This is a genomic window from Halomonas sp. DN3, assembly GCF_024137905.1.
GTDB classification, from domain to species: Bacteria; Pseudomonadota; Gammaproteobacteria; order Pseudomonadales; family Halomonadaceae; genus Halomonas; species Halomonas litopenaei.
Genome location: NZ_CP099965.1, coordinates 2,837,527 through 2,850,363, shown reverse-complemented (window position 1 = coordinate 2,850,363; position 12,837 = coordinate 2,837,527). Strand labels below are relative to the sequence as shown.

Annotated in this window: 10 protein-coding genes; 9 read left to right on the top strand and 1 reads right to left on the bottom strand. The window is 63.3% G+C overall.

What is annotated here, in order from left to right; all coding sequences use genetic code 11:
* Nucleotides 1-122: 122 nt before the first annotated feature.
* The 9 genes from NKF27_RS12320 to NKF27_RS12280 all read left to right on the top strand — a co-directional run bounded on the left by NKF27_RS12320 (nt 123) and on the right by NKF27_RS12280 (nt 11,097).
* Nucleotides 123-1,343: a D-alanyl-D-alanine carboxypeptidase family protein gene (locus NKF27_RS12320; protein WP_253551978.1), complete on the top strand. Its 1,221-nt coding sequence runs from the start codon at nt 123-125 to the stop codon at nt 1,341-1,343.
* 143 nt (nt 1,344-1,486) lie between these two features.
* On the top strand, nt 1,487-1,795 hold the full coding sequence (locus NKF27_RS12315) for a YbeD family protein (protein ID WP_045992676.1): 309 nt from the start codon (nt 1,487-1,489) through the stop codon (nt 1,793-1,795).
* Entirely contained in the window at nt 1,795-2,466 is a 672-nt protein-coding gene (gene lipB, locus NKF27_RS12310) for a lipoyl(octanoyl) transferase LipB (protein ID WP_045992675.1), read from the top strand. The genes NKF27_RS12315 and lipB overlap by 1 nt, the downstream gene beginning before the upstream one ends.
* Nucleotides 2,467-2,533: 67 nt before the next feature.
* Nucleotides 2,534-3,535, top strand: a complete 1,002-nt coding sequence (lipA, locus tag NKF27_RS12305; RefSeq protein WP_253551976.1) for a lipoyl synthase — start codon at nt 2,534-2,536, stop codon at nt 3,533-3,535.
* 224 nt (nt 3,536-3,759) lie between these two features.
* Nucleotides 3,760-6,423 carry a DUF3141 domain-containing protein gene (locus NKF27_RS12300; protein WP_253556472.1) on the top strand — a complete coding sequence of 888 codons (2,664 nt, stop codon included), beginning with the start codon at nt 3,760-3,762 and terminating at the stop codon, nt 6,421-6,423.
* A gap of 331 nt (nt 6,424-6,754) precedes the next feature.
* Entirely contained in the window at nt 6,755-9,388 is a 2,634-nt protein-coding gene (gene topA / locus NKF27_RS12295; RefSeq protein WP_253551959.1) for a type I DNA topoisomerase, read from the top strand.
* Complete coding sequence (locus tag NKF27_RS12290) at nt 9,385-9,852, top strand: DUF6586 family protein (protein WP_253551956.1); 468 nt, start codon at nt 9,385-9,387, stop codon at nt 9,850-9,852. Before topA ends, NKF27_RS12290 begins: the two co-directional genes overlap by 4 nt.
* Before the next feature lie 216 nt (nt 9,853-10,068).
* The gene (locus NKF27_RS12285) at nt 10,069-10,635 is read left to right on the top strand and encodes a murein L,D-transpeptidase family protein (protein WP_231498647.1); all 567 of its coding nucleotides are present in this window, start codon (nt 10,069-10,071) and stop codon (nt 10,633-10,635) included.
* Nucleotides 10,636-10,833: 198 nt separating this feature from the next.
* A complete protein-coding gene (locus NKF27_RS12280) occupies nt 10,834-11,097 on the top strand; it encodes an Lpp/OprI family alanine-zipper lipoprotein (RefSeq protein WP_045992670.1) in 264 nt (87 codons plus the stop codon).
* A gap of 579 nt (nt 11,098-11,676) precedes the next feature.
* On the opposite strand, the gene NKF27_RS12275 is transcribed toward NKF27_RS12280, so the two are convergent.
* Nucleotides 11,677-12,732 (bottom strand): L,D-transpeptidase family protein, encoded by a 1,056-nt coding sequence (locus NKF27_RS12275; protein WP_108132833.1) that lies wholly within the window; start codon nt 12,730-12,732, stop codon nt 11,677-11,679.
* Nucleotides 12,733-12,837 lie beyond the last annotated feature (105 nt).

Below are 12,837 nucleotides of genomic sequence, written 5' to 3'. Positions count from 1 at the left end.
CGACGCCTCGCTGATCGTCCGGCCGGTCGATGCCGGCGGTTCCAGTGAGGCCGGCTGTTGGAAGCATTGTGCGGTGGCCCTGATCACCGCTTTCCCTGATTGTTGTAACGAGACATTTCACCATGATCGCTAAGTCATCCTTTACTCGCCGCTGGTTGCCCGTGGCCTTTGTATGTGCGGCCCTGGTGGCGCCCCTGACGAGTGCTCAGCAGCCCGACTCGCCTACACCGGACGTGCCAGAGCCCCAGGTCATGATCCCGGCACCGCCTCAGCTGGCGGCCAAGTCGTGGATCCTGATCGACGCCAACAGCGGACGAGTCCTGGCCGAGCACAATTCTGACCAGCGCCTGCCGCCGGCCAGCCTGACCAAGCTGATGACGGCGTACCTGGTCGAACGTGAACTTGATCGGGGTAACATCCAGCCCGACGACATGGTGCCGATCAGCGAGAAGGCCTGGCGTACCGGCGGCTCGAAGATGTTTGTCGAGGTCGGTACTCGTGTCTCCGTCGAGGAGCTGCTCCACGGTATCGTCATCGTCTCCGGCAATGACGCCAGCGTCGCCATGTCCGAGTATCTGGCCGGCGGCGAGGCCCCCTTTGCCGACCTGATGAACCAGCACGCCACCCAGCTGGGCATGGAGAACACCCACTACGAGAACGCCACCGGGCTGCCGTCGGAGAATCACTACTCCTCGGCCCGGGACCTGATGCGTCTGGCCAGGCACATCATTCTGGACTACCCGGAACACTACGCCATCTACAGCCAGAAGCACTTCACCTACAACGGCATCGAACAGGCCAACCGCAACCGTCTGTTGTGGCGCGACCCCAGCGTCGACGGCCTCAAGACCGGCTGGACCGAAGAGGCCGGCTACTGCCTGGTGTCCTCGGGCCAGCGTGATGACATGCGCTTGATCTCGGTGGTGATGGGGACCAGCTCAGAAGAAGCCCGCGCCCAGGAAACCCAGAAGCTTTTGAGCTATGGCTTCCGCTACTACGAGACACTGAAGCTGTATGACCGTGGCGCCGTACTCAACACGCCGCGGGTGTGGGAAGGCAGCACCAACGAGCTCAAGGTGGGCGTCGACAATGGCGTCTACATGACCGTTCCGCGCAACCGCAATGACGAGCTCACCGCGCGCCTGGACATCGACAGTGGCTTGACCGCGCCCATCGCCGCCGGCCAGCGGGTCGGCACCATGGAGGTGCGCCTCGGGGACGAGGTGGTCGGCGAGCGTGACCTGGTGGCGCTGGAAGCGGTAGAGCAGGGTGGGCTGTTCAAGCGCATGATCGACAAGGTTCAGCGCTTCTTCAGCGACCTGGTCGGCGGCTGGTTCGACTGATCGTCCCTGTGGTGCGGCCCTGGCGTCAATGCGCGCCCTGTGGTCGCCTGACGCCGGCCGAGGTGAGCCGCCTCGGCCGGTGTCCTTGGTCGTGATGCCAAGGTTGAGTAGAATACTCGGGTATCCATTGTAAGGGGCATCGGATGAACGACAGGACCTTTCGCGATCTGCGCACCCAGGCAGGGCCGGATCCGGCGGATGTCACCATCACCTTTCCCTGCGACTATCCAATCAAGGTGGTCGGAGACGCTGCCGAGGACTTCGCCGCCACCGTCAGCCAGATCGTGCATCGCCATGATCCGACCTTCGAAGGCAGCAGCCTCGAGGTGGTCGACAGTCGCAATGGGCGTTTCCAGTCGGTGCGGTTGACCATGCGCGCCACCGGTGAAGCCCAGCTCAAGGCGCTGTTCGACGAACTCAAGGCCACAGGCCGCGTGCACATGGTGGTGTGATGGAGGCGATCGACGTCTATCATCTGGGGCTCAAGCCCTATCGGCCAGTGTGGCAGGCGATGCGCGAACTGACCGACACCCGAGATGGCGATACGCCTGACCAGATCTGGGTGGTCCAGCACCCGCCGGTGTTCACCCAGGGCCAGGCAGGCAAGCCCGAGCATCTGTTGATGCCGGGCGAGATCCCGGTGGTGGAGACCGATCGCGGTGGGCAGGTGACCTACCACGGGCCGGGTCAGCTTGTGCTGTACCCGCTGATCGATGTCAAGCGTGCCAGACTGGGGGTCCGAGACCTCGTCAGTGCGCTGGAAGACAGCGTGGTCGATGCCCTGGGCGAGCATGGCATCGAGGCAAGCGCCCGGCCTGACGCGCCTGGCGTGTATGTCGGTGAACGCAAGATTGCCTCGTTGGGGTTGAGGATTCGACGGGGTGCCAGTTTTCATGGCATCGCGGTCAATCTCGAGGTCGATCTCACGCCATTTTCGTTTATCAACCCATGTGGCTACGCTGGACTCGAGATGACCCGGCTGGCCGATCTGGTCTCTTCGAGGCTGGACATGGAAGCCGAAGCGCGTCGGCTTTTGCGCACGCTGGCGACGCGACTGGGACAACGCGAACTGATCGAGCGCCCCGGCTTGCCGGGAGTGCTCGACGCCCACAATTTTGACTGATCGCACAGGGCACGCCGAAGGCCGTCACAGCAACGTGTCTCCCGAGCGATCCTCACAGGACAGTGAAATGACAGACAGTTCCGCCATCCAGGCGGCGGCCGCCGCCGCCAAGGCCAAGAAGAACGCCCGCAGCGAAAGGGGAGTGAAGCTTCGCGGCGCCGACAAGGTGGCGCGGATCCCGGTCAAGGTGATCCCCACGGAGGAGATTCCGCGCAAGCCGGACTGGCTCAGGGTACGCATGCCGGTGTCCAAGGAAGTCACCCGCATCAAGGAGACCCTGCGACGTCATGGCCTGCACACCGTCTGCGAGGAAGCCTCATGCCCCAACCTGGGCGAGTGCTTCAACGGCGGTACCGCCACCTTCATGATCATGGGCGATATCTGTACCCGCCGCTGCCCGTTCTGTGATGTGGCTCACGGGCGTCCCAACGCCCTGAACGAGCGCGAGCCGCGCGAACTGGCCGAGGCCATCGCCGAGATGCGCCTGAACTATGTGGTGGTGACCTCCGTCGACCGTGACGATCTGCGTGACGGCGGTGCCCAGCACTTCGTCGACTGCATCCGCGAGATTCGTCGTGATAGCCCGAGCATAGAGATCGAGGTACTGGTGCCGGACTTTCGTGGTCGCATGGAGGTGGCGCTGGACATCCTCGAGACCACGCCGCCCGACGTCTTCAACCACAACCTGGAGACGGTGCCGAGCCTGTATCGCAAGGTGCGGCCGGGGGCCGACTATCAGTGGTCGCTGGACCTGCTCAAGGGCTACAAGGCGCGCCGTCCCGAAGTGATGACCAAGTCTGGCTTGATGCTGGGTGTCGGCGAGACCGACGAGCAGGTCATCGAGGTGATGCGCGACCTGCGTGCACACAACGTGGACATGCTGACCCTGGGGCAGTACATGCAGCCGTCTCGCAATCACCTGCCGGTGGATCGCTGGGTGCCGCCGTCCACGTTCGACTGGTTCGCCGAGCAGGGGCGCGCCATGGGCTTCACCCACGTGGCTTCCGGCCCGTTGGTACGTTCGTCTTACCATGCCGATCAGCAGGCACACGGCATCGAAGTCAAGTAGAGCGAAAGCGGTATTTCAGCTACCCACAACGCCCGGCATTGCCGGGCGTTGTGCTTTTGAGCGTACCCGCTCTACAGTGAATCTCCTACGCGATGTGCAGCTCCGAAAAGAGGGGGCTTCGCAGTACCTGCATTATTGCGCTATATTGCACTGCAACAAGTGCGCAGACGCAAGGATCGCCGCCTGCGCATCACGCAACCCTGGGAGCCTATATGAATGCGTTGATGCCAAGCGCCACCGCGCCCCTGTTCGCGCTGGCGGAACCCTTTGCTCCACTGTTCGACCCCTTCGGCTTCGGCCGTGCCGCGGCCGACTACTGGCGTGACAGCGTCGAGCGCAGCATCCTCTACTGGGATGTCATGCGCCAGCGCGGCAACGAATACCTCGAACATATCGAGAAGACCCGCCCCACCGTACTTGGCTTCGATACCGACATCGTGATGGAAGGCGAGACCCTGCCTCGCCCCGTCAACTATGAGCTTTTGCGCGTGCACCCGCCCGAGGGTGTCGAGACCGATGAACTGGCACGCCCCTTCGTGGTGGTCGACCCGCGCGCCGGGCATGGCCCGGGTATCGGTGGCTTCAAGCCCGACAGCGAGATCGGCATCGCACTGCGCGCCGGCCATCCCTGCTACTTCATCGCCTTCATGCCCTATCCCGTCCCGGGGCAGCGGGTCGAGGACGTGGTTGAAGCCGAGGTCACCTTCCTGCGCCACGTCGCGGAGCTGCATCCCGATAGCGAAAAACCCATGGTCGTGGGCAACTGTCAGGCGGGCTGGCAGATCATGATGGCGGCAGCGCTCGAGCCCGAGCTGTTCGGACCGATCCTGATCGCCGGTGCACCGCTGTCCTACTGGGCCGGGGAGCGCGGCAAGGCGCCGATGCGCTATACCGGCGGCATGACCGGCGGCAGCTGGGCCACCCATATGCTCTCGGACATGGGCGATGGCCTGTTCGACGGAGCCTGGCTGGTGCAGAACTTCGAACGCCTCAATCCGGCCAACACCTGGTGGGACAAGCAGTACAACCTGTACGCCCATGTCGATACCGAAGCCGATCGCTATCTTCAGTTCGAGCGCTGGTGGGGCGGCCATGTGGTGCTGGGTGGAGAAGAGATCCAGTACATCGTCGACAACCTGTTTGTCGGCAATCGCCTGTCCACGGCCCAGCTGGTGACGTCCGACGGGCGCCGTATCGATCTTCGCAACGTGCGCTCCCCGGTGGTGGTGTTCTGCTCACAAGGTGATGACATCACGCCGCCGCCCCAGGCGCTTGGCTGGGTGCGTGATCTCTACGACGGCGTCGACGACATCATCGCCAACGAGCAGACCATCGTCTACTGCGTCCATGACAAGACCGGCCACCTCGGCATCTTCGTTTCCGGCAGCGTCTCGCGCAAGGAACACGCCGAGTTCACCGCCAACATGGACTATATCGACGTGCTGCCGCCGGGGCTCTACGAGACCACCGTGTCCAAGGCCAGCGAGCGGCCCGACGCCGAATTGATCGAGCGGGACTACCTGCTGGAGTTCTCTACCCGGGACCTCGACGACCTGAATCAGGTGGTCAAGCATAGCCCCGAGGACGAGCTGCGTTTCGCCACGGTGGCCAGGGTCTCGGAGATCAATCTGGGGCTCTATCGTCAGTTCCTGCAACCCTGGATTCGTGCCGTGTCGACACCCGAGTCGGCTCGTTGGATGCGCAAGATGCACCCCAATCGCATGGGGTATCGCCTGCTGTCCGATCGTAATCCGATGATGTCTTCGTTGCCGGTCATGGCGGAGTCGGTGCGCAAGCATCGTCATGAACTCGGTGATGACAACATCTTCCGAGTGTATGAGGACATCGGGTCGAGCCTGATCTCGCGGAGTCTGGATGCCTGGCGGGTACTGCGCGATCGCGCCCTCGAGAAGGCCTTCCTTGACCTCTACGGTCAGCCGCTGTTGCAGTCGCTGGTGGGGCTGAAAGGCGCCGTGGAGGGTGAGCGTCAGGTGCCTGGCTCCGAGCCGGAGCGTCGTCGCTTTATCCAGCGTCGCCAGCAGGAGGTGCGCGAGCAGGTGGCGCAAGGCGGCGCCCACGAGGCCGTGATGCGCTCGGTGATCTTCGTGCTGGGTGGTGCTCCTGCTACCGATGGCCGCAATTTCCGCCGGCTGCAGGCGTCGCGCAGCGAGCTTGAGCCGGAGCTGCGGCTGGAAGACTTCAAGCATCTGATGCGCGATCAGTTCTTTATCCTGAAGCAGGATCGTGAGGCTGCGCTGGAGGCCATTCCCGAGCTGCTCAAGGGGCTCGATGCCAGGACGATCGACGGCCATATCGAGCATATCGAGCATGTACTGGCGGCCAGCGGTGAGCTCAGCGAGCACGCCGCCGCTCGTTTCGAGCGTATCAAGGCGCTGTTTGGCAAGGCCCGTCCGGCAACGCGTCGTACGGCCCGCCGCAGTAGTGGGGCCAGTGGTAACAGCCGCACCAGGACGGCGCCGGCTAGCGGCACTTCAGCCAAGCGCGGCACTCGTCAATCTGCAAGCGAAGCTTCCCGCGTCGAAGGGCAGGCCCAGGCCGCGCCCAAGGCCGACGCCGAGCCTGCTGATGCGCCTGCGGCAAAGGCTCAGGCGAGGACCGAGGCGAAGCCGGCTGCCGAAGCGAAGCCTGAAACTAAACCTGAGGCGAAGCCCGAGCCCAAGCCCGAGTCCAAGCCGGCGGCTGAAACTAAACCTGAGGCCAAGTCCGAGACCAAGCCGGCGGCTGAAGCCAAACCTGAGGCCGAGCCCAAGGCTGCCCAGGCCGCCACGCCAACCTCTTCCGAGGTAGGCAATGACGCCGAGAAGGCGCCGGCCGCCACCCGTCGGCGCAGCACCGGATCGCCCCGAGGCCAGCGGCGCAAGCGCTAGTCAAGCGCCTGTCAGCCTTCGATGATCGAGTGTGAGACATCGACCATTCTGCTTGCCCCTGCTTCGTGCAGGGGCAAGTCGGTTCTGAGGGGCGGCTTGTCGGCCGTCGAGGTAAGGGCTAGTCTCTTGGCGATGTCAGGTGGACGCCAGGGCGTCAGTCGTGGGAAACGGCTGGGCATGCGTCTAGCCTGCCTGGGGCTCGAACCGATGTGACTGGCGCGACGTTCGGCGCTGGGTTAGGGTAAGCGCATTTTTCCCGTCCACCATCGGCGGGAGTGGCACATACTGGCGTTCGCCAAGGAGCGCGGCGCCCTGACTACTGTGGAGTACTATGGGCAAGTCTCTGGTCATCGTCGAGTCGCCCGCCAAGGCGAAGACGATCAACAAGTACCTCGGCAACGAGTTCATCGTGAAGTCGAGCGTGGGTCACATCCGTGATCTTCCGACCAGCGGCTCTGGCAAGGCGGCTTCCGATCCCAAGGAGCGGGCTCGCCAGGCGGCCGCGACGCGCAAGATGTCGGCTGAGGAAAAGGCGGTCTACAAGCAGCAGAAGGCGCATAGCCAGCTGATACGACGCATGGGTATCGACCCCGACCATGGCTGGCAGGCCAACTACGAGATCCTGCCGGGCAAGGAAAAGGTCGTGGCCGAGCTCAAGAAGCTGGCGGAGAAAGCCGACACCGTCTATCTCGCGACCGATCTGGACCGCGAAGGGGAAGCCATCGCCTGGCACCTTCGCGAGACCATCGGTGGGGACGAGCAACGCTATCGCCGGGTGGTGTTCAACGAGATCACCAAGAATGCCATCCAGGAAGCCTTCACCGATCCCGGTCAGCTGAACATGCCCAGAGTCGAGGCCCAGCAGGCTCGCCGCTTCCTCGATCGTGTGGTGGGCTTCATGCTGTCGCCGCTGCTGTGGGCCAAGGTAGCCCGCGGGCTCTCGGCCGGTCGTGTCCAGTCGGTGGCCATGCGCCTGATCAGCGAGCGCGAAAGCGAGATTCGCGCCTTCGTGCCCGAGGAATTCTGGGACGTTCATGCCGATCTGGTGACGCCGGACGGCGAGGCCATCCGCTTCGAACTGGTACGTCAGGATGGCAAGACGTTCAGGCCCACCAGCGAGAGCGAGACCCTCGAGCGCATCGCTGCGCTGCGCAAGGCCAGTCTTGCGATCACCTCGCGGGAAGACAAGCCGACCCGGTCCAAGCCCAACGCCCCCTTCATCACCTCGACGCTGCAGCAGGCCGCCAGTGGCCGGCTGGGGTTCTCGGTGAAGAAGACCATGACCCTGGCCCAGCGGCTCTACGAGGCGGGCTACATCACCTATATGCGTACCGACTCGACCAACCTGTCCCGTGAGGCGGTGGAGAGCGTGCGTGACTATATCGGTCAGGAGTTCGGCGATCGCTACCTGCCCGAAGCCCCTAATCGCTATTCCAGCAAGGAAGGCGCCCAGGAGGCTCACGAAGCCATCCGGCCGTCCGAGGTGTCCCGCCGCTCGACCGACCTGGCGGGCATGGAGCGGGATGCCGAACGCTTGTACGAACTGATCTGGCGGCAGTTTGTCGCCTGCCAGATGACCCCCGCAGAGTACCTGTCGTCGACCCTGAGCGTGGTGGTGGACGGCTACGAGCTCAAGGCCAAGGGCCGGGTGCTCAAGTTCGATGGCTACACCCGGGTGATGACCCCCATGGGGCGCAAGGAAGAGGATCAGGCGCTGCCGGATCTGGGCGAGGGCACCCCGATGCACCTCGACGCGCTGGACCCCAGGCAGCACTTCACCAAGCCGCCGGCCCGTTACACCGAAGCCAGCCTGGTCAAGGAGCTGGAGAAGCGCGGCATCGGTCGCCCCTCGACCTACGCCGCCATCATCTCCACCATCCAGGATCGTGGTTACGTCAAGCTCGAGAACCGACGGTTCTACGCCGAGAAGCTGGGCGACATCGTCACCGAGCGACTCAAGGAGTCGTTTCCCGATCTGATGGATTACTCCTTCACCGCGCGCATGGAGGATAGCCTAGACGAGATCGCCGAGGGCGAGCGTAGCTGGCGTGAGTTGCTCGACGCCTTCTATCAGGAGTTTCGCGGGGAGCTGGCCAAGGCCGAGAGCGACGAGGGGATGCGGCCCAATCAGCCGGTACCCACCGATATCGACTGCCCCACCTGTGGGCGAAAGATGCAGATTCGTACCGCCTCGACCGGTGTCTTCCTCGGCTGCAGTGGCTACAACCTGCCGCCCAAGGAGCGCTGCAAGACCACCATCGACCTGCTGCCGGGTGAAGAGGCTGTCGCCGCCGATGCCGGCGAAGAAGCCGAGACCGATGCCCTGCGTGCCAAGGAACGCTGCCCGGTGTGTTCCACCGCCATGGACAGCTACCTGATCGATGAAGGGCGCAAGCTGCATATCTGCGGTAACAGCCCCGACTGTGAAGGCTACAAGATCGAACAGGGCAAGTTCCGCATCAAGGGCTACGACGGCCCGGTCATCGAGTGTGACAAGTGCGGCTCCGAGATGCAGCTCAAGTCCGGGCGCTTCGGCAAGTACTTCGGCTGCACCAGTGACAGCTGCAAGAATACCCGCAAGCTGTTGCGCAACGGTGAAGTGGCTCCGCCCAAGATGGATCCGATTCCGATGCCGGAACTGGCCTGTCAGAAGGTGGAAGACCACTACGTGCTGCGCGATGGCGCCAGCGGGCTGTTCCTGGCCGCCAGCAAGTTTCCCAAGAACCGGGAGACCCGTCCGCCTCTGGTCAAGGAATTGAAGCCCCACGCCGCCGAGCTGCCGGAGAAGTACCACTACCTGCTCGATGCGCCGGACCAGGACCCGGATGGGCGCCCGGCTCAGATTCGTTTCTCGCGCAAGCTCAAGGAGCAGTTCGTGATGACCGACGGCGACAATGGCAAGGCCAGTGGCTGGAAGGCGAGCTGGGACGGTAACAAGTGGGTGGTGGAGGATAAGCGCAAGTGACACCGCGGGCCCGCACCAATCAGTTGTTGTATCAGGCGCAGTTGCTGCTGGACGTGGCGCCGGGTGATGACGAGCACCAGGGCGCCAGAAAGAGGGCCGGCGAGGAGGGCGCCCTGGCGTTGTTCGAGCTGGCGATCGACGCCCTGCTGCGCGACGTCTGCGAGCATGCGCATCTGGCGGAGCATGACTGGCGAAGCCTGTTGCTGGGTGATGACCCACCCGCCGTGGCCGAGGTTCATCGGCTACGTGAGCTGGCCCGCGACGGCAGCAGTTGGCTATACCGTGTCATCGGTCATCTCGAGGCGCTGCACGGCGATGAAGGTGCGAGTCGGCCTCGCTCGCCGGCATTGTCCGGGGTAATTGCCGTGGATCGGCAGGCGGATCTGGGGCAGGAATTGCAGCATTGCCTCGAGGCGGCCAAGGTCGAGATAGCCGCCTTACGCCAGACCAGTGAGGAATGGTAAAGGCAGAGTGTCGTCGGCCGGCGACGCTTCTGTGCGCCGTCGTTTGATAGCTGCGACAGAGCTCGTTTGCCTGCCGTGAAATCGGCCAGGTTCCGCGTGAAGTTCCGCAGAATCGGGATTACACTGCGTCACAGATGTTTTCGTTTATTCACAGTGAGTTTGTCCATGTTCGCCCAGAGTCAACGTCGCCGTTTCATCCAAATGATACTTGGTGCCATGCTGCTACTCCCTCTGGGTGTCAGTGCCAGCATGGACATGGTGGAGGACCAGCTTCGCCGTGCCATTGTCCCGGACTCCTCCAGCGAGATCTGGGTCCTGATCGATAACCAGGAGTCTCGCCTGACGGTGTATCGCGGGGGGGTGGAGCTGGCCCGATACTCACCGATTTCGGTCGGTAGAGGAGGCGCCAAGTCCCAGCGGGTCATGGGCGACAAGACCACGCCCAGAGGCGAGTTCCACGTCAATCGCTTCAACTTCGACAGCAAGTTCGACATCTTCATCGGGCTGGACTATCCGACACCCACCCACGCCAGGATGGCGCTGGAGACGGGGCTGTACAGTCAGCAGGATTACGACGACTATTTCGACTACTATCGCCGGCATCGTAGCCCGCCCCAGCAGACGATCCTGGGCGGTTATATCGGCATACACGGAGTCGGCGATGGGGACATGGACATCCATCGCAACTTTGACTGGACCAACGGATGTGTCGCCGTGACCAATCATGAAATTCGGGAACTTTCCGGCTTGATTGATGTTGGCACTCGCGTCGTCATCCGCTAGTCTTTAGGGGCGCAAGGGACGTTCAAGACTATGGACAAGCGCCGTTGTGTATTATAAAACAGCGTTTGACTCCTGTGCTTAGCAGCACAAGTCGCTGCAAGAAAGGCCTGCCTTTGCAGGAAGCCTGATGGATACATACCCTGATCGGGTATGTTACTGTCACCAACGCAGTACCAAGGAAGACTCAAGGAGAACACCATGACTCTGAAGACTACCCTGAAGCTGACCGCCGCCGCCGCTTCTCTGGCCGTTCTGGCTGGCTGTGCTTCTTCCAGCGCTCTGGAAGAAGTCCGCATGACCGCTGAGTCCGCTCAGGCCGACGCTGCAGAAGCTCGCAGCATCGCCACTCAGGCTCAGAACACTGCCAACCAGGCACAGCGTGACGCTCAAGCGGCCCTGCAGCTGTCTCAGCAGAACCGCGAAGAGATGAACCGCATGTTCGAGCGCTCCATGCGCAAGTAATCGTTTCGCATCCCTTTCGCGGGATTGACCGACAGGACGTCAGGGTTTCATCGAAATCAGGTCGTCCAGGTCATGAAACGATAGGCTGAGGCCCCACCGAAAGGTGGGGCCTCAGTCGTTTGTGGTGTGTGATCATGGCATGACGATTGATGGTGGGCGGGAGCTGCCAGTCAATCGTCTGACCGCTGCCTGTTCCTTCGTCTGACGGCTGCCTGTCTGGCTGCCTGTCCTGTCGCTTGTCTCCTGACGGCTGACTCTCCTCTGCCTGACGGCTGCCTGTCCTGTCGCTTGTCGCCTGACGGCTGCCTCTCCTCTGCCTGACGGCTGCCTGTCCTGTCGCTTGTCGCCTGACGGCTGCCTCTCCTCTGCCTGACGGCTGCCTGTCCTGTCGCTTGTCGCCTGACGGCTGCCTCTCCTCTGCCTGACCACTGACTGCTGCGGATGCGTCGTTTGAGCTGGATCATGGTGTCGCCACCATGCCGACGAGGCTCGCTCTGGAAATGTTGGCGCCAAAAAAAGGCGCCCCTGTCGGGGCGCCGTGCACGTCACGTGCTTGATGTGGTGCCTGTGGTTGCCGGTTCAGCCTTCGTGGCTGACCTGTCCCAGCAGGGCAGGCTCGTCGGCGATCAACTCGATATGGTCATAGAGGCTGCCAGGCAGCGGCTTGGGTTCTGCCGGGGTGGTGGTCTGCATGGCGACCGGCAGGCCGCTGGGCGTCTCCATGGCGCTACGCAGGCGCGCAAAGTCGACGTCGTAGTCCTTGTCCTTGACGGCGGCCTCGACCTCCTCGATAGCGGCGGTCATGTCCTCGATCGGCGCGCCTTCTTCCTCGTCGAGGTAGGGGTAGGCCTGGACATAGAGGTGCTCGTCGGACCAGCCGAGCTTGAGCGGTTCGTTGACCAGTCGGACACGGGTGCCCACCGCGACTTGATCGAACAGATTCTCGACATCGTCGGGCAGCATGCGGATGCAGCCGTGGGTGACGCGCATGCCGACGCCCTCGGGCTTGTTGGTGCCGTGGATCAGGTAGCCGGGGATGCCCAGGCGCATCTTGCGCGTGCCCATGGGGTTGTCGGGTCCGGGCGGCACCACGCCGGGCAAGGGGTCGCCGGCCTCGGCGTGTTCGCGGCGAATGGAGGCGGGGGGATACCAGGACGGATTCTTGACCATCTGGGTGATGGTGGTGGAGCCCAGCGGCGTCTTCCAGTCCATGCGACCCACGGCGATCGGGTAGGTCTGCACCGTACGCGGCTCGCCTTCCTTGGCCGGCGGGTAGTAGTAGAGGCGCATCTCGGCCACGTTGACCACGATGCCGTTGCGCGGTGCATCGGGCAGGATGAACTGGGCCGGGATGGTCACTTCGGTACCCTCGCCGGGATACCAGATGCTGATGTCGGGGTTGGCGCGGGTGATGGCGTTGAAGCCGATGCCGTGCTCGTGTCCGATATCGATGAGGGTGTCTTCCTCGTCGGCTTCGACGGTGTAGACCTCACCGATCAGGTCGCCTTCTTCGGGCAGCAGGTAGTGGCCTCGGGGCAGGTCGTCGGCCGCCGCCAGAGGTGCCGCCAGCGCGCCCACGACGCCACACAGGGTGGCGAGGCGGACGAGTGGCCGGCGAAGTGAAGTCGAAGTCATTGCAGCAGTCTCGATAATGGGTGAAAGCCGGGGATCACCCGGCCGGAATTTGCGGTGTCCTATGTACATAGATTGCCCGCTAATGCGGCGTTGCGCCAGTCCCTT

Bases quoted from the DNA above. Each gene is read 5' to 3' on its own strand.
- NKF27_RS12320 (WP_253551978.1), top strand. From the start codon at position 123: ATGATCGCTAAGTCATCCTTTACTCGCCGCTGGTTGCCCGTGGCCTTT.
- NKF27_RS12315 (WP_045992676.1), top strand. From the start codon at position 1,487: ATGAACGACAGGACCTTTCGCGATCTGCGCACCCAGGCAGGGCCGGAT.
- lipB (WP_045992675.1), top strand. From the start codon at position 1,795: ATGGAGGCGATCGACGTCTATCATCTGGGGCTCAAGCCCTATCGGCCA.
- lipA (WP_253551976.1), top strand. From the start codon at position 2,534: ATGACAGACAGTTCCGCCATCCAGGCGGCGGCCGCCGCCGCCAAGGCC.
- NKF27_RS12300 (WP_253556472.1), top strand. From the start codon at position 3,760: ATGCCAAGCGCCACCGCGCCCCTGTTCGCGCTGGCGGAACCCTTTGCT.
- topA (WP_253551959.1), top strand. From the start codon at position 6,755: ATGGGCAAGTCTCTGGTCATCGTCGAGTCGCCCGCCAAGGCGAAGACG.
- NKF27_RS12285 (WP_231498647.1), top strand. From the start codon at position 10,069: ATGCTGCTACTCCCTCTGGGTGTCAGTGCCAGCATGGACATGGTGGAG.
- NKF27_RS12280 (WP_045992670.1), top strand. From the start codon at position 10,834: ATGACTCTGAAGACTACCCTGAAGCTGACCGCCGCCGCCGCTTCTCTG.
- NKF27_RS12275 (WP_108132833.1), bottom strand. From the start codon at position 12,732: ATGACTTCGACTTCACTTCGCCGGCCACTCGTCCGCCTCGCCACCCTG.